General features: G+C 70.6%; 16 protein-coding genes. 5 read left to right on the top strand and 11 right to left on the bottom strand.

What is annotated here, in order from left to right; translation table 11 throughout:
- Positions 1-30 precede the first annotated feature (30 nt).
- Positions 31-519 (bottom strand): nucleoside deaminase, encoded by a 489-nt coding sequence (locus AC0IY0_RS07120; protein WP_419829383.1) that lies wholly within the window; start codon positions 517-519, stop codon positions 31-33.
- Positions 520-668: 149 nt separating this feature from the next.
- On the opposite strand from AC0IY0_RS07120, the gene AC0IY0_RS07115 reads away from it, so the two are divergent.
- The 4 genes from AC0IY0_RS07115 (at position 669) to rsmD (ending at position 3,775) form a co-directional block, all read left to right on the top strand.
- Positions 669-860, top strand: coding sequence for a CsbD family protein (locus AC0IY0_RS07115; RefSeq protein WP_147857530.1), 192 nt, complete (start codon positions 669-671; stop codon positions 858-860).
- Positions 861-975: 115 nt separating this feature from the next.
- A complete protein-coding gene (locus AC0IY0_RS07110) occupies positions 976-1,152 on the top strand; it encodes a DUF1328 domain-containing protein (RefSeq protein WP_007558816.1) in 177 nt (58 codons plus the stop codon).
- A 143-nt stretch (positions 1,153-1,295) separates the two neighbouring features.
- Entirely contained in the window at positions 1,296-3,221 is a 1,926-nt protein-coding gene (locus tag AC0IY0_RS07105) for a pseudouridine synthase (RefSeq protein WP_419829382.1), read from the top strand.
- The gene (gene rsmD / locus AC0IY0_RS07100; RefSeq protein WP_471763388.1) at positions 3,218-3,775 is read left to right on the top strand and encodes a 16S rRNA (guanine(966)-N(2))-methyltransferase RsmD; all 558 of its coding nucleotides are present in this window, start codon (positions 3,218-3,220) and stop codon (positions 3,773-3,775) included. The genes AC0IY0_RS07105 and rsmD overlap by 4 nt, the downstream gene beginning before the upstream one ends.
- A 440-nt stretch (positions 3,776-4,215) precedes the next feature.
- On the opposite strand, the gene AC0IY0_RS07095 is transcribed toward rsmD, so the two are convergent.
- The 3 genes from AC0IY0_RS07095 to AC0IY0_RS07085 all read right to left on the bottom strand — a co-directional run bounded on the left by AC0IY0_RS07095 (position 4,216) and on the right by AC0IY0_RS07085 (position 6,538).
- On the bottom strand, positions 4,216-4,668 hold the full coding sequence (locus AC0IY0_RS07095) for a helix-turn-helix domain-containing protein (RefSeq protein ID WP_147908485.1): 453 nt from the start codon (positions 4,666-4,668) through the stop codon (positions 4,216-4,218).
- Positions 4,669-5,054: 386 nt separating this feature from the next.
- On the bottom strand, positions 5,055-5,999 hold the full coding sequence (locus AC0IY0_RS07090) for an alpha/beta fold hydrolase (RefSeq protein ID WP_461230894.1): 945 nt from the start codon (positions 5,997-5,999) through the stop codon (positions 5,055-5,057).
- The gene (locus tag AC0IY0_RS07085) at positions 5,996-6,538 is read right to left on the bottom strand and encodes a phasin family protein (protein WP_419829380.1); all 543 of its coding nucleotides are present in this window, start codon (positions 6,536-6,538) and stop codon (positions 5,996-5,998) included. The genes AC0IY0_RS07090 and AC0IY0_RS07085 overlap by 4 nt, the downstream gene beginning before the upstream one ends.
- Positions 6,539-6,789: 251 nt before the next feature.
- Here AC0IY0_RS07085 and AC0IY0_RS07080 point away from each other — a divergent pair, with 251 nt between their 5' ends.
- Positions 6,790-8,454 carry an AMP-binding protein gene (locus tag AC0IY0_RS07080; protein ID WP_471763387.1) on the top strand — a complete coding sequence of 555 codons (1,665 nt, stop codon included), beginning with the start codon at positions 6,790-6,792 and terminating at the stop codon, positions 8,452-8,454.
- A 165-nt stretch (positions 8,455-8,619) separates the two neighbouring features.
- Here AC0IY0_RS07080 and AC0IY0_RS07075 read toward each other — a convergent pair whose 3' ends face one another.
- From AC0IY0_RS07075 to AC0IY0_RS07045, 7 genes are all read right to left on the bottom strand, one after another.
- Positions 8,620-8,952, bottom strand: a complete 333-nt coding sequence (locus tag AC0IY0_RS07075) for a DUF6285 domain-containing protein (RefSeq protein WP_147908488.1) — start codon at positions 8,950-8,952, stop codon at positions 8,620-8,622.
- A 2-nt stretch (positions 8,953-8,954) separates the two neighbouring features.
- Positions 8,955-9,965: a phosphotransferase family protein gene (locus AC0IY0_RS07070; RefSeq protein WP_147940159.1), complete on the bottom strand. Its 1,011-nt coding sequence runs from the start codon at positions 9,963-9,965 to the stop codon at positions 8,955-8,957.
- Between the two features lie 3 nt (positions 9,966-9,968).
- A complete protein-coding gene (locus AC0IY0_RS07065) occupies positions 9,969-10,736 on the bottom strand; it encodes an SDR family NAD(P)-dependent oxidoreductase (protein ID WP_471763386.1) in 768 nt (255 codons plus the stop codon).
- Between the two features lies 1 nt (position 10,737).
- Positions 10,738-11,916: a beta-ketothiolase BktB gene (bktB, locus tag AC0IY0_RS07060; RefSeq protein ID WP_471763385.1), complete on the bottom strand. Its 1,179-nt coding sequence runs from the start codon at positions 11,914-11,916 to the stop codon at positions 10,738-10,740.
- A gap of 261 nt (positions 11,917-12,177) precedes the next feature.
- Positions 12,178-13,383 carry an acyl-CoA dehydrogenase family protein gene (locus tag AC0IY0_RS07055; protein ID WP_419829376.1) on the bottom strand — a complete coding sequence of 402 codons (1,206 nt, stop codon included), beginning with the start codon at positions 13,381-13,383 and terminating at the stop codon, positions 12,178-12,180.
- 36 nt (positions 13,384-13,419) lie between these two features.
- Entirely contained in the window at positions 13,420-15,399 is a 1,980-nt protein-coding gene (gene mutL / locus AC0IY0_RS07050) for a DNA mismatch repair endonuclease MutL (protein ID WP_471763384.1), read from the bottom strand.
- A 78-nt stretch (positions 15,400-15,477) separates the two neighbouring features.
- Positions 15,478-15,831, bottom strand: coding sequence for a hypothetical protein (locus AC0IY0_RS07045; RefSeq protein WP_147855164.1), 354 nt, complete (start codon positions 15,829-15,831; stop codon positions 15,478-15,480).
- Between the last annotated feature and the right edge of the window lie 41 nt (positions 15,832-15,872).

The following is a 15,872-nucleotide window of genomic DNA, read 5'->3' as shown; positions in this document are numbered from 1 at the left end:
GCTTCTTCAAGCCCTCGCTCGCTTCAGCCCTCACGCGCGGCGCACGGCGAAGAACCTGCGCAGCAACAGGGCCGCCTCGGTCTCGCGGAACCCGCCATAGACCTCCGGGGCGTGGTGGCAGGTCGGCTGGTTGAAGACACGCGGGCCGTGCTCGACGCCGCCGCCCTTGGGATCGGGGGCGCCGTAATAGAGCCGCCGGATCCGGGCGAACGAGATCGCGCCGGCGCACATCGGACATGGTTCGAGGGTGACGTAGAGATCGCAGCCGGTCAGGCGCTCGTCGCCGATGGCCGCACAGGCGGCGCGGATCGCCAGGATCTCGGCGTGGGCGGTCGGATCGTGCAGGGCCCGCGGCTGGTTATGGGCGACGGCCAGCACCACGCCGTCGCGCACGATCACCGCCCCGACCGGAACCTCGCCGGCCTCAGCGGCCGCGCGCGCCGCTGTGAAAGCGCGGTCGAACGCCCCCGCGGTGTTCGCGGTTTCGTGCTCAGCGTCCTGGATCGGATCGACCGTCACGGTGTTTATCACCCCATCGCCGGGACAGGCACCGACCGGCGCCGGAAACCGATCCAGGTCAATGTTAATGCCTGGAACATTCCTCTCATCGTCACCGTTGCATTTACGATTGCGGCGCCGCCGCGAGAGATTGTACGGAAGGAAACGCCATGAGCAGCACCACGGACAAGATCAAGGGCGCCGCCAACGAGGCCCTCGGCAAGGCCAAGCAGGGTCTGGGCGACGTGACCAACAATGACAAGATGAAGGCTGACGGCGCGGCTCAGGAGCTCAAGGGCAAGGCCCAGAGCACCGTGGGCGACGCCAAGGGCGCCGTGAAGTCGGCCACCGACAAGATCTGATCGTTCGGGCAAGATCTGATCGCTCGGGCAAGATCTGATCCTTGAGGATCGACGGGATCGGAATCCACATCTCGCGGGTTCCGATCCTGAACCGGCTGAACTTCGCGAGGATGCCATGATCGGTTGGGCTATCACGTTTCTCGTCGTCGCCCTCGTGGCGGCGCTCCTGGGTTTCGGCGGCATCGCCGGCACGGCCGTCGAGGCGGCCAAGATCGTCTTCTTCGTGGCGATCGCGCTGTTCCTGATCTCCGCCGTGTTCGGCGTGATGCGGGGGAGATCCCCGAGGCTTTGAACGGCGCGCCGCGGCGCGGATCTTTCGGGGCGGTCCGGCCGGGCCGCCCCTTTTGCGTTCGCGGGCTGCGCGTTGTCGGGTTGTGCATCCGTGGATGCTCAACCCGTCTCGCCTGTCCGGGCCGGCTCTGATATGGCCGGCTCATGAGTGACTTGCCGAAAGACGACGGTCCGGGGGCTTCTGCCCAGCCGGACACCGACACCACGCGGACCGAGCGCTGGACGCCCGCAACCGACGCGGGCAGCGAATCTGAGACGAAGCCGAAGGGTAAGTCTTCGCAGAGCGAGCCGCGGCCGCCTCAGCAGCCGGTCGCTGCCGAGCCCGTTGCCGAGGACGCCGCTGAGGCCGCGGAACCGGAGGCCGAGGCGCCGACCCCTCCGGGCGAACGCATCGCCAAGGCGATGGCGCGGGCGGGCATCGCCTCCCGCCGCGACGCGGAGGCGATGATCCTGGCCGGCCGCGTGAGCGTCAACGGCGAGACCCTGACCTCCCCGGCGCGAAACGTCTCCGACGACGATACGATCCTGATCGACGGCGAGCGCATGCCGGCGCGCGAGCGCAGCCGCCTGTGGATCTTCCACAAGCCGCGCGGCCTCGTGACCACGGCCCGGGACCCGGAAGGCCGCCAGACGGTGTTCGAAGTCCTGCCCGAAGATCTGCCACGGGTGGTCGCGGTCGGCCGGCTCGACATCAACACCGAAGGCCTGCTGCTTCTCACCAACGACGGCGGTCTCGCGAAGGTGATCGCCCATCCCGATACCGGCTGGCTGCGCCGCTACCGCGTCCGCGCCCACGGCGACACCGACCAGGCCCAGCTCGACAAGCTGGCGAAGGGCGTGACCATCGACGGGATGGAGTACGGCCCGATCGAGGCGACCCTCGATCGGGTCCAGGGCGACAACCTCTGGCTCACGCTAGGCTTGCGCGAGGGCAAGAACCGCGAGGTCAAACGCATCCTCGAGCATCTCGGCCTTTCGGTGAACCGGCTGATTCGCCTGTCGTTCGGGCCGTTCCAGCTCGGCGACCTCGAAGTCGGCCTGGTCGAGGAGGTGCGCATGCGCGTGCTGAAGGACCAGCTCGGCAAGGCGCTGGCCGAACAGGCCGGGGTCGATTTCGAGAGCCCCGTGCGCGAGCCGATCGGCGCCTTCGGCAGCCCCAAGAAGGCCGAGCGCGCACCGGCGCCCTCGAACACCCGCAATGCCGCGCGTCCCGCGCCGGCGCCCCGGGTCTCGACCGGTGGGGCTGGCTCCGGTCCGCGCCGCTCCGCGTGGCGGTCGGATGAGGAATCCGGCAAGCCGCGGGCGGCCCGCGTACCGCGACGGGGCGAGGATCCCCGCGCGTCCCAGGCAGCCGCGGCCGAGCGCGGTCACGAGCGGGTCGGCTCGATTCGCACCGGTGATCGTCGCGTCGTGGTCGAGCGCCTGTCGGCCAGCCCGGTTGCGCCGGCGCCGGAGGAGCAGCCCCGGCGTCGCTACGCCGATCGCGGCGCCCCCGATGGCGCACAGCGGGGCGCGCCCGGCCGCTCGGATCGCGAGAGCTGGGGCAATCGCGGGCCGGCTCCGCGGACTGACAGAGGTGCGAGCGATCGGCCGGGGTTCGGTGACCGTTCCGGGCCACGCGACGCCCCCCGGGGCGCGCCTGGCCGACGGGACGACGCGCGACGGGACGACACGCGACGGGACGATCGCCGTGACGGCAGGCCGCCCGAACGCCGGGATCGGCCGTTCGGAGGTTCGACTGCAGACGGCCCGCCCCGCGGCAATGGCGGTTTCCGGAGCGAGCGCTCCGGCCCTGGGGGCAAGCCGGCCTTCGGCGGACCGAAGCCGGCGGGCGCGCGACCCGGCGGCAAGCCCGGTGGATTTGGCGGCAAGCCCGGCGGGTTCGCGGGGAAGAGCGGGGGCTTCGCCGGGAAAAGCTCTGGCGGTTTCGGGGGCAAGAGTGCTGGCGGGTTTGCCGGCAAGGGCCCGGGCGGCAAGCCGGGCGGGCGTCCGGGCGGCTTCAAGGGCGGCGGCAAGCCCGGCGGCGGTGGTGGCGGCGGTGGCGGTCGTCCGCCGCGCGGAGGCCGATGAGGATCGTCGGCGGCGCGTGGCGCGGCCGCAAGCTCGCGACCCCGCGCTCCGACGCGATCCGGCCGACCTCCGACCGGCTCCGGGAATCGCTGTTCAACGTGCTGACCCACGCCTACGACGAGGTCGTCGCCGGGGCGCGGGTGCTGGACCTGTTCGCCGGCACTGGAGCGCTGGGCTTCGAAGCGCTGTCGCGCGGCGCGGCCTACGCCCTGCTGGTCGATGAGGGGGCCGAGGCCCGGGCGGTGATCCGGTCGAACATCGAGGCGTTCGGCGCCGAGGGCGTGACTCGGCTGTTCCGGCGCGACGCGACGCGCCTCGGTCCGGCCGGGATCACGGCTCCGTTCTCGCTGGTCTTCTGCGATCCACCGTACAATCGTGGGCTTGCGCCCCAGGCGCTGGCAAGCGCGGCCGGCGGGGCCTGGCTGTCGCCGGGCGCCCTGGCCGTGGTGGAGGAGGCGGAGGGCGTTCAACTGGACTGGCCCGAGAACTTCACCGCGCTGGAGCGGCGGGTCTACGGCGACACGGCGGTATCGGTGGCGCGCTTCGCCGGCTGACGGCGCGTCGGTCGCGAACGCCCGCCCCGCGTTCGGGCCTGAAATGTATCGCGAGCCAGATCGCCGGCGGATCAGCCTGTTCGACGCGGTGCCGACGACGGGGCTCGATCAGGACGGTTCGCGAGTTCACACGGTTCGCCGGCTCCGTCTCGTCGGCCAAGCGCAACGCGAGAGATCTCTCGCAAGCATCGCAACCCCTTCGCCATGGGGCTGGTCGTCTTCGAATCCAGGCGGGCTCGCCTGTCCCGTCGAAACGATGTGCTCAGCGCAGCCCCAGCGCCGACTACCGAACGGTGACGACCTCCTCAGAGGCCGCAAGGTCGCGATCGGCGTAGAGGTTCGTCAGGTCCAAAGCAGACATCGCCGTCGCCTCCAGAAACAACTTCGCGAGACGACGTGTGCGAACGGCCGGGGCCGGTCAGCCGATGTCGGTCAGGCTATCAGGCCGACGGTGCGGCGGCGCCGTTGGTGACAATCCGCTGCGGGGCGCTGTCCGCGGCAGCGGGACCATGGCCGATCCGGGCCGCGGACTTCACGAGCGCAATGACGTCCCGGCGCATCTGATCGTCGCCGATCTGGTTGTAGGCGCGGAGCAGTTCCACGGCACCGGCGATCCGGAGCAGCGTCGGGCCGTTCTCGGAGGCGGCCTCCGGCTCGGGTTCGAAGAAGCTCGAGACCGGGACGCCGAGGCGCTCGGCAATCGCCTGAAGGCGCCCCGCGCCGACGCGGTTCTTGCCGGTCTCGTACTTCTGGACCTGCTGGAAGCTGACGCCCAGCGCGCTCGCCAGTGCGGATTGGCTCAGCCCGTTGGCCGCGCGCAGGAACGCGATGCGGCTGCCGACCCCGTGATCGATGGCCGTGGTCTGTTTCGGCTTGGGGGTTGGGTTGGACATGGTGGAGAGTCCGAACTTCTTCAGGTTGCGGCAGGCGTGTGGTCGTGCGGAACTTAGCCGCCGCTCACAACCCACAGGTGCAACATTGAGCGGCCAAGGTCCAGCCGAGCCGCATGTTGATGCCACAGTGCAGCCGAGTGTGCAACGAATGGTCACGCTTGCGCGACCATGCAGTGTGAGCATAGCCGCCTCGGTTTCTCAATGACTTCAAGGCGATCGACACAGAGTGCGACGGCCCATCAATTCTGACGACACCGACTACGCAGACGGGGACTTCTCGCAACCGGTCGCCTTTGCACGATTGCCTACTGCGCAAGTGATTCGGTTTTGCCTAAACTGACGGGATGCGGATCGGCGCCGATGCGCTCGGCGCGGATCCTTGACGATCACGCGGCCGGGCCGAGCCAGTCGGTGACGATGCGAAGTTGTTCCGCGTCGAGCAAGGCCGGGGCGTGGCCGCAATCCGGGATCTCGATGCGCTCGGTGGGCGGGCCACGCCGGCTCATCTCGTCCGCGGTCGAGGCGAGGAGCAGCTCCGAGCGCTCGCCGCGCAGCAGCAGGACCGGGCAGGTGATCGCGTCCCAGTCGCGCCACATGCTGACGCTGTAGACCCGGCCCGGCCGGAAGGCGTCACCGATGCCGGGATCGTAATGCGGGCGCCAGCCGCCGTTGGGCTCGGGGAAGAAGCTGTGCTTGGCGATATGCCGCCACTGTTCGTCCGTGAGCGGGCCGAAGGCTGCCAGGACGGTCCGAAGCCGCGACTCGCCCGAGGCCAAGTTGTGGTGAAGCCGCGGAGCATCGCGCAGCCGTGAGCCGATATGGCGGATCGGCGCCCAGGGCAGGAACGGCCCGATATCGTTGATCACCATCCGGCGTATCGGGGTGTTGGCGGAGGCCGCCAGCACCATCCCGGTGAGGCCGCCGAGCGACGTGCCGACCCAGTCGATCTTGCCCGTGATCCGCAGGTGACCGATCAGCGCCGCCATGTCGGCGGCGTATTGGGGCAGGCCGTAGAGTTCCGGATCCTTGAGCCAGCCGCTCAACCCACGCCCGGGCAAATCGGGACAGACCACCCGGTAGCCCATCTTCGCCAGCATGTAGCCGAGGGGATCGAAGTCCCTGCCCTGCCGGCTCAGGCCGTGGACGCACACGACCACGTGCGGGCTGTCCGGGTCGCCCCATTCGACATACGCGATCCGGTGGAAGTCATGCGGCGCGTAGGCGGCGAAATGACCGGTCCGGAACGGAACGTCGGCGCGGCTGAGGTCGTCGAGGCGCGGCATCGCCTCGGGCGCGCCCGCTTCAGGCCTCTCGGCGGCGGAGGAGGTCACGGGGTATCCGTGCGGGATGCGGCCTCACGCGCCAGGCGGGTCGTGGTCTGGTGCAGGTCGACCATCTGGTCGGTGAGGCGACGCGACTGCTCCTGCATGAACGTCACGTGCAGCGCCGCCATCTCGCGGGCGTCAGCCGCCTTCGCGAGGCGCTCGGCGAAATCCAGTGAGGCGCGGACGTTGGTGTCCGAGGCGACCAGCATGCGGTGCCCGATCTCTCGCATCGCCGCCATGGAGTGGCCGGCATTGTCCTCGAATGCATTGTAGAGGCGCGCGCCGGCAGCCTCCCATTGCTCGCGCATCCTGCGCGTGCCTGCGATGTTGCTGTCGGAGAGCTGGTGCGCGGTCTCCCGGCTCGAGCCCATGACCGAGCGCCAGCCCTCGAACGTCTGGGCCATCGAGGTTTCGAAGGCGTTCAGCGCCATCTCGCCGGCCTCGGCGAAGTGTTCGTAGGCCTCGCGAACCCGCGCAAGACTGCCCTCGGCCATCTCGCGCCCGGCCTGTGGCGGCCGAACCATCGGCAGATTGTCGTCCTTCACGAGCTCCTCCCCCCGTCGACTGCCATGACCGCCCGGTCAGGCACCGGGTCCGGCATCCGTCAGGGCGGGGCCGCCGTCAACCGCAGCGGCGTGACAGACCTCGGACCGCCCCGCCGGGTACTCCGCGCCCGTGCGGCCCATGATGACCGGCACCGGCTGTAACCAGCGCCCCGATTGACAGTCCGGAGGGACGCGACGTCATCTCTCTCCCTGCGCACGCCACGCCAGCCGCCCGATCAGAAGGCCCACCGATGACGGAGACAGTTCCGCCCCAAGCGGGCGCCCGGGACTCCGATTCTCATCCGTTCGAGACCGGGCTCGACCGGAGCCCGGCGAACTACGTCCCGCTCACGCCGGCCAGCCTGCTGGCCCGGGCCGCCGCCTCCGTCGGGGCGCGGGTCGCGGTCATCGATGGGGATCGCCGCCTGTCCTACGCCGAGTTGTACGCGCGGTGCCGCCGGCTCGCCTCCGGCCTGGCCGGGCGCGGGATCAGGCACCTCGACACGGTGGCGATCCTGGCGCCCAACGTACCCGAGATGATCGAGGCGCATTTCGCCGTGCCGATGCTGGGCGCGGTGCTGAACCCGCTCAACACCCGCCTCGATCCGGCGACGATCGCGTTCTCCCTCGACCATGGCGGCGCCCGGGTGCTGATCGTGGAGGCTGAGTTCGGTGCGCTGGCCGCCCGGGCGCTCGCCGACCGCGCGAAGCCGCTCCTGGTCGTGGAGATCGGCGCCACCGGCATCGCCGGCGCGGTCCCGTACGAGACCCTGCTCGCCGAGGGCGACCCGGACTATGCCTGGCCCGGGCCGGCCGACGAGTGGCAATCGCTCTGCCTGCTCTATACGTCGGGCACCACCGGCGATCCGAAGGGCGCGGTCTACAGCCATCGCGGCGCCTACCTGCAGGCCCTCGGCAATGCGGTCACGTTCGGCCTCACCACCGAGAGCGCCTATCTCTGGACCCTGCCGATGTTCCATTGCAGCGGCTGGTCGTACCCCTGGGCGAGCGTGGCGGCCTGTGCGACGCAGATCTGCCTGCGCAAGGTCGAGCCGGCGGCGATTTTTTCGCTGATCGCCCAGCACCGCGTGACGCATTTGTGCGGCGCGCCGATCGTGCTCTCGATGATCGCCCACGCGCCGGCCTCGACCCGCGTGCCCTTCCGGCATCGGGTGCGCTGCGCGGTGGGCGGGGCCGCGCCATCCTCGACCATCATCCGCACCATGGAGGAACTCGGCTTCCAAGTGACGCACCTCTACGGCGCCACCGAGAGTTACGGCCCCGCCACCGTCTGCCTGGAACAGCCCGACTGGGCCGACCTCCCGGAGCAGGACCGCTACGCCCGGATGGCGCGCCAGGGCGTCGCGCTGGCGACCCTGGAGGGCGTCGTCGTGTTCGATGCCGCCACCGACCGGCCGGTGCCGCAGGACGGCACCACGGTCGGCGAGATCTGCCTGCGCGGCAACACTGTGATGAAGGGCTATCTCGGCAACCCCGAGGCCACCGCGCGGGCGCTGGCCGGAGGCTGGTACCGCACCGGCGACCTCGCGGTCTGGCACCCAGACGGCTCCGTGGAGATCAAGGACCGGGCCAAGGACATCATCATCTCGGGTGGCGAGAACATCTCCAGTCTCGAGGTCGAGGAGGTGCTGATGCGCCATCCCGCCGTGATGCTGGCGGCCGTGGTGGCACGCCCGGATGAAACCTGGGGCGAGAGTCCCTGCGCCTTCCTGGAGATGAAGCCCGGCGCGGCGGCTCCCACCGACCGCGAGCTGATCGATTTCTGCCGGGAGCGGATGGCCAGGTTCAAGGTGCCCAGGACGGTGGTGTTCGGCCCCCTGCCGAAGACTTCGACCGGCAAGATCCAGAAGTTCATCTTACGCGAGCAGGCTCGGGAGCTGTCGGATCCTGTCTGACGCCGGGTACCCCAGCGGCCACCTCAACCCGAGGTGCTGCGCAGCTGCCTCGAAGGAATCCTCCAGTTCGTCGAACGATCGCTGGAGGCTTCCTTCTTCGAGGGCCCCGCTTCGCGGCGGCGTCTCAGGGTTAGGCGCTGGGCTGGATGTCTCCCGATATGAGCGTCACGCCGCGGGCTTCGACGGCTTCCAGATGTCGGCGGCGGCCTCCGTCGCGGCGCTGAGGCGGGTGTGCAGTTCCGGGTCGGCATCGCGCGCGCCGGCTCGAATTGTACCGATCAGGTCGTCCAGGGCGTCATGGCCGGCGCCGCCCAGCAGTCGAGCGCCGGTCTCGCCGAGCCGGTCGGCCTGGGCGATCTCCCGGGCAGCGATTCCGATCGCGTTGGCGACCATCAGGGCGACGTAGCGGGGGCGGCCGGTGAGGCCCGGGGCGACCTCCTCGGTCAGCGCCCGGCGGGCGGCGTCGAGGAGAGCGGCGCCAGAGGGTTCGTCCTGCATGCTCAGCTCCAGTTCTCCGGGGCGGTCGCCCGCAAAATCGTGCGTTCCAGCTCGGGCACCATCCGGCCGGTGAGCGCCAGTTCCAATGAGAATTCCCGGCCCGAGACGTGGCGGGCACCCTGTTCCAGGGCGATCACCGCCCAGCGCAGATGCGCCATCACCTCCCAATAGGCGACGCTGTCCGGATCGATGGTCCGGCCGCTCTCCTGCGTGTAACCCCGGTAGAACGACGCCCGGGAGCCGATGCCGCCGGCCTCCAGATCCGTTCGGCCGAACCGCCAGCAGGTTGCGCAGAACCAGCCGAGATCCTGCGCAGGATCGCCCCAGCCGGCGAACTCCCAGTCGAGGATCGCGGTCAGGCCCGACGCATCCACCATGTAGTTGCCGGTGCGGAAGTCGCGATGCACCAGGGATGGCGCTGGACAAGCCGGGGCCCGCACCTCGCCCCAGCGCAGACCCCACTCGATCGCCGGGCGCTTGGCGCCAATCCCGTCGAGGCTGGCACGCAGGCGGGCGATCTCGGCCAATGCCGGCTGCGGCTCGGGCGCCCCGAGGAAGGCGAGTGCAGCCGGCACCTCGCGCGGGTCGAGCGCGGCGTGGATCCGGGCGAGTTCGCGGCCAAGGGTCTCGGCCAGGATCTCCCGGTCGCCGCCGAGGCTCAGGTCCTTGGCGATGCGCGGCCCCAGGCCCACGCCCTCGACGAGGCCCATCAGCGCGAAGGGCGCTCCGACGATTGCGGGATCGGCGCAGAAGGCGACCGGCTCCGGCACCCGGACGCCGGCTTTCCAGACCGCGTCCAGGATGTGGAACTCCTCCGCCCGGGAACGGCTCGACGCGATGGTCGCGGCGGCGTCCATGCGCAGCACGAAGCCCCGAACGGTGTCGCCGATCCGGCAGCGGACCAGCCGGTTCTCCTGGATCGAGCCGCCGCCGAGGGGTTGGACCGCCTCGATGGCGAGATCCGGACAGCCGAGATGCGAGGCGATCCAGTCGCGCAGCTGCGCCTGTTCCATTCGCTAAAGCCCCGAGACGAGGTGGCCGCCATCGACCGCGACGACGCTGCCGGTCATGTACGAGCCCGCCCCGGAGGCGAGCAACAGCAGCGGCCCATCGAGTTCGGATGCCTCACCCAGCCGGCGCTGCGGGACGCGCTTGATCAGCGCCTTGCCGGGTTCGGATTCGAAGAACGCATCGTTCAAATCGGTGGCGATGTAGCCGGGGGCGAGGGCATTCACCCGGATCCCGTGGCGGGCCCATTCCAGCGCGAGGCTCTTGGTGAGCTGGACGACCCCGGCCTTGGAGGCGGCGTAGGGCGCCAACCCACCGGCGACCCGCAGGCCGAGAATCGACGCGATGTTGACGATGCTGCCGCCGGAACCATGCCGGACCATGCGCCGCCCGGTCGCCTGCGCGACGAGCCAGACGCCCTTCAGGTTGGTGGCGAGGACGAAGTCCCAATCGGCCTCGTCCAGCTCGAGGGCCGGCTTCGTTGCGGTGACGCCGGCATTGTTGACGAGCACCGCCACGGGCCCGAACCGCGCCTCGGCGGCATCGAGCGCCCGCTCGACGCTCGCGGCGTCGGTGACGTCCATCACGATTGCCCGCGCCTCGCCGCCCTCCCCTTCGACCTGGGCGACGGTCTCGGCCAGCGCGTCGGCCCGGCGGGCGCAGAGCGACAGGCGGGCGCCGGCTTTAGCCAGCGTGCCGGCGAAGTGGCGGCCGAGGCCGCTGGAGGCCCCGGTGACCAGCACGTGCCGGCCGGTGAGATCGAACAGGCCGGCCATCTCAGTGCAACCGCTCGATGGCCATGGCGATGCCCTGTCCGCCGCCGATGCACATGGTGACGAGGCCGTAGCGGCCGTTCACCCGGGCGAGTTCGTAGAGCGCCTTGACGGTGACGATCGCCCCCGTGGCGCCGAGCGGATGGCCGAGCGCGATGGCGCCACCGTTCGCGTTGACCTTGGCGGGGTCGAGATCCAGGGCGCGGGAGACCGCGCAGGCCTGGGCCGCGAAAGCCTCGTTTGATTCGATCACGTCGAAGTCGGCAGCGCGCAATCCGGTGCGCGCCAGCAGGCGCTCAACGGCCGGCACCGGACCCATGCCCATCTCGGACGGATCGACCCCGGCATGGGCGTACCCGACGATCCGGGCGAGAGGCTTGGACCCATCACGCTCGGCCGCGGCGGCACTCGCCAGCACGACGATCGCGGCGCCGTCATTGAGGCCGGAGGCGTTGCCGGCGGTGACGCTGCCGGTCTTGGAGAAGGCCGGACGAAGCTTGGCGAGATCCTCGACGCTGGTGGCCTTCGGGTGCTCGTCGGTCTCGAACGCCACCGTCTCGCGCTTGCGCTGGACCGCGACGGCCAGGATCTGCTCACGGAATCGGCCCTCGCCGATCGCATGGGCGGCCCGGGCCTGGCTCTCGGCCGCGAACGCGTCCTGCATGGCCCGGGAGATGCCGTAGCGCGCGGCCACGTTCTCGGCGGTGACGCCCATATGGCCGTTGCCGAACGGGTCGTTCAGCACGCCGACCATGTAGTCGACCAGGGTCGCGTCGCCCATGCGCTGGCCGAACCGCCCGGTCTTCAGGAGATGCGGCGACCGGCTCATGCTCTCGGCGCCCCCGGCGACCGCCACCTCGGCGTCGCCCAGCATGATCGCCTGCGCGGCCGAGACGATCGCCTGCAGCCCGCTGCCGCACAGGCGGTTGACCGTGAGCGCCGGCACGGCCTCGGGGATCCCGCCCTCGATCGCGGAGACCCGGGCGATGTAGGCGTCGCGCGGCTCGGTCGGGATGACGTTGCCGATCACCACGTGGCCCACCGCCTCCGGCGCGGTCCCGGACCGCTTCAGCGCTTCCGCGATGCATTGCGCTGCCAGCTCGGCCGGCGGGATCGCCGAGAGCGAGCCCCCGAAGGTGCCGATCGCGGTGCGCACCGCGCCGGTGATCACGACATCTGTCATGTCTCGCGGACCTTTCCTCTCGTCGGCTGAACACCGATCCTGGCGTTCCCGCTACCGGATTCTATTCTTCACCGGCGAATGAGCAGTCAAACGGTCCTCTCACCGGCGCCCTCATCCGGAGGCGCCCGTGTCAGGGCGCCTCGGAGTAGCCAAGCATTCCGTTGCGCGATCCCCGGGGCCTCCATCAAGGCGGCTTCGCCGCACATCACGAGTGCGGACGGTGGGTTGTTCTTCCACCCTGCCGAGGTGGAAGAACAACCGTCACCCCTCCACACCCCAGGTCCAAAAAGAATCACCCTCGGCTTCGAGGTTGCGGTTGAGCACCATCTTGTGGACTTCGTCGGCACCGTCCACCAGACGGGCTTGGCGTGCGTAGCGGTAGATCCATTCGAGCGGCGTGTCGGTGGAGTAGCCCCGGGCACCGTTGATCTGGATGGCGATGTCGGCTGCCGCGTGCACCAGGTTGGCGACGTGGACCTTGGCCATCGAGACCTCCTTGCGGGCAAAGCTGCCCTGGTCGAGCGCCCAGGCGGCCTTCATCACCAGCAGGCGGCCGATCTCGATCCGCATGGCGAGGTCGCCCAGCATCAACTGGATGCTTTCGCGGTCGGCAAGACGGATGCCGAAGCCGTGGCGCTCCCCCGCATAGGCCCGGGCGATCTCGACGCAGCGCTTCGACAGGCCGAGCCAGCGCATGCAGTGGGTCAGACGCGCCGGGCCGAGGCGGATCTGCGTCAGCTTCAGCCCGTCGCCCTCGTTCATCAGGACGTTGCCGGCGGGGATCTCCAGCCCGTCGAACAGCAATTCGCAGTGGCCGCCGTGCTCCTCCGGGCCCATGATCGGGATCCGGCGCAGGATCTCCCAGCCGGGCTGATCCTTGTGGAACAGGAAGGCGGTCAGCCCCTTGCGCGCATCGTCGGATGTACGCGCCATCAGGATGAAATGCGCGGCCTCCTCCGCTCCGGTGATGTACCATTTGCGGCCGGTGACCACGTAGGTGTCGCCCCGCCGCTCGGCCCGGGTCTGAATCATGCCGGGATCGGAGCCACCGCCGGGATGCGGCTCGGTCATCGCGAAGGCCGAGCGGACCTCGCCGCGCACGATCGGGTCGAGCCAGCGGGCCTTCTGGTCCGGGGTCGCGACCTTCTCCAGCACCATCATGTTGCCGTCGTCGGGGGCGGCCGAGTTGAACACGACCGGTCCGAAGATCGAGCGGTTCATCGCCTCGTAGCAGACCGCCATGCCGACCTTGTCGAGGCCGGCTCCACCGGTCTCGGGCTTGAGCTGCAGGCACCACAGCCCCTCGGCCTTCGCGAGTCCGCGCAGCCGCGCCAGCTCGGCGAGGCTGATATTGCCGTGCCCGTCATAGGCCTCCGGGTCCGATTCCAGCGGAACGATATGCGCGTCCACGAAGGCCGCGATCCGCGCGCGGTATTCCTCGACGCGGCGGGAGATGGTGAAATCCATGGTCGCGGGCTCCGATGGATGCCTGTTTGCGGGAACTTACCGGCGGCCGAACAGCCGCTCGATGTCGGAGAGCTTCAACTCGATCGAGGTCGGGCGGCCGTGGTTGCACTGCCCGGAATTCGGCGTCGCCTCCATCTCGCGCAGGAGCGCGTTCATCTCCTCCGGACGCAGGCGGCGGCCGGCGCGGACCGAGCCGTGGCAGCTCATGCGCGACAGGATCGCGTCCAGGCGCCGGCCGAGCGGGCCACCCTCGGTGGCGGGGGCGCCGCCCTCCTCGTCTCCGCTGGCCTCCAGCGCGTCGAGGATGTCGGTCACGAGATCGCGCACGGACGCGCCGATCAGCGCGGCCGGCACTGCGCGCACCAGCACCGCACCGGTACCGAACGCCTCGATCGACAGGCCGAGCCGGTCGAGGTCCGAAGCCGCGGCGACCAGGCGCTCGGCGGCGTCCGGGCTCATCTCGACCACGTCGGGGATCAGCAGGCCCTGGCGGGCGATACCACCCCGGGCCCGCTCCGCCTTCATGCGCTCATAGACCAGACGCTCGTGGGCGGCGTGTTGATCGACGATCACCAGGCCGTCCCGAGTCTGGGCGAGGATGTAGGTCTCGTGAATCTGGGCGCGGGCAGCGCCGAGCGGGTGATCGACGGCCTCGGCCGCCTCGACCACCGGCCGGACATCCGCCTGGGGCGGGGCCGCGAGATCCGCCTCGGGCGAGTGCGCGAACGGCGCCTGCGGAGCCTCGCCGAACCCTTGCGCGTCGCCGAAGACGGGCACCGGCTCGCGGTCGTCCGGCTCGGTTGCCGGTTGCCAGCTGTCCGGCCGCCAGGCTTGGGCTCGGCTGTAGCCCGACGGCGCCGCCACGGAGGGCGTGTTCGCCGGGAAGAAGCTCGGGCGGGCGGACCGGAACAGGCTCGTCACGGCGGCGCCGGTATGGGTCGTGAGCGCGGGGCCGGCCGGACGCAGGGCGTCGAGGGTCCGGCTGGCCCCGGTGGTGGCCGAGCGGGCGCCGCCCCGGCGCAGGGCGTCGTGGATCGCGCTGACCACGAGCGCCCGCACGAGACCGGGCTCGCGGAACCGCACCTCGGTCTTGGCCGGGTGGACGTTGACGTCGACCAAGTTGGGATCGCACGCGATGGCGAGCCCGAGCACCGGATGCCGGTCTGAGGCCAGCGTGTCGGCATAGGCGCCCCGCACCGCGCCAAGCAGCAGCCGGTCGCGCACGGGGCGGCCGTTGACCACGAGGTGGATGTAGCCGGCCGCCCCGCGGTGATAGGTCGGCAGGCCGACATGGCCGGTGACCGCGAATCCTTCCCGGGCGAGCGATACCGGCAGCGCGTTGGCGGCGAAATCCGCGCCCAGCACCGCTGTTAAGCGGCGGAGCTCGCCCTCGGGTCCGGTCTCGGACGGCAGCAGCAGCGGCTGCCCGGCATCGGCGCGCAGCGTGAAGCGGATGCCGGGCTGGGCCACGGCGAGCCGACGCAGGGTCTCCGCGATGGCGGCGTTCTCGGCCCGGTCGGATTTCAGGAACTTCAGCCGCGCGGGCGTCGCTGCGAACAGCTCGGTCACCTCGATCCGAGTGCCGCGCTGGGCCGGGGCCGGACGGACCGGACCCTTAAGGCCGGCCTCGACGGTGAGGCTCGCCCCGGCATCGGCGCCCTCGGGACGGGTCGTGATCGCGAGCCGGGACACGGCACCGATCGAGGGCAGCGCTTCGCCGCGGAATCCCAGCGTGTCGATGGCCGAGAGATCGCCGCCGGGCAGCTTCGAGGTCGCGTGGCGTTCGACGCACAATGCGAGGTCGTCCGGGCCCATGCCGCGGCCGTCGTCGATCACCCGGATCAGCCGGCGACCGCCGTTCTCCACCACCACGTCGATGGTGCGGGCGCCGGCATCGATGGCGTTCTCAACCAGCTCCTTCACGGCCGAGGCGGGGCGCTCGACCACCTCGCCTGCCGCGATGCGGTCGACGAGGATCGGGTCGAGACGGCGGATGACGGGCGCAAGGGTGGACATCGACGCGCACGATAGCGGCTGGGCGGCGGCGCTCCTAGCGGACCGGATGACAGGGATCGTGTCGCGACGCCGCGGCGCTCAGGCGCGGCGGCTCGATCCGCCCAACGAGATGCGGCTGCCCGCAGGCCGGGCGCCGTGGCTCGGCGCCTTGTAGGGGCGGCGCGACGCGTCGTAGAGGGCGGTACCGACGACGCCGGCGGCCCGTCGCAGCGTGGCGCCGTCGCAGGTCGCCGCGACGCGCACGCCGATCTCGTGGGTATGGCTGCGGCCATACAGCCAGACCGCGAGGCGTGCTCGGGTCGCCTCGGGGATGCCGTCGAGGATGTACGTCGCGGTGTCGGCGTCGGCCTTGATCAATTGTCCGACGGTTTCCGGCGGGATCGGGCAATCCGCCGCCGGATCGTCGATGCTCAGCGGCTGGGTCTTCGTCATGGTCAAACCTGTCAGCCTGGGAACTGCAGGTTGAGGGGGCG

It is taken from the genome of Methylobacterium sp. AC315, from assembly GCF_979253755.1.
The sequence above is the reverse complement of the archived record's forward strand: the minus strand, read 5'-3'. Positions and strand labels throughout refer to the sequence as shown.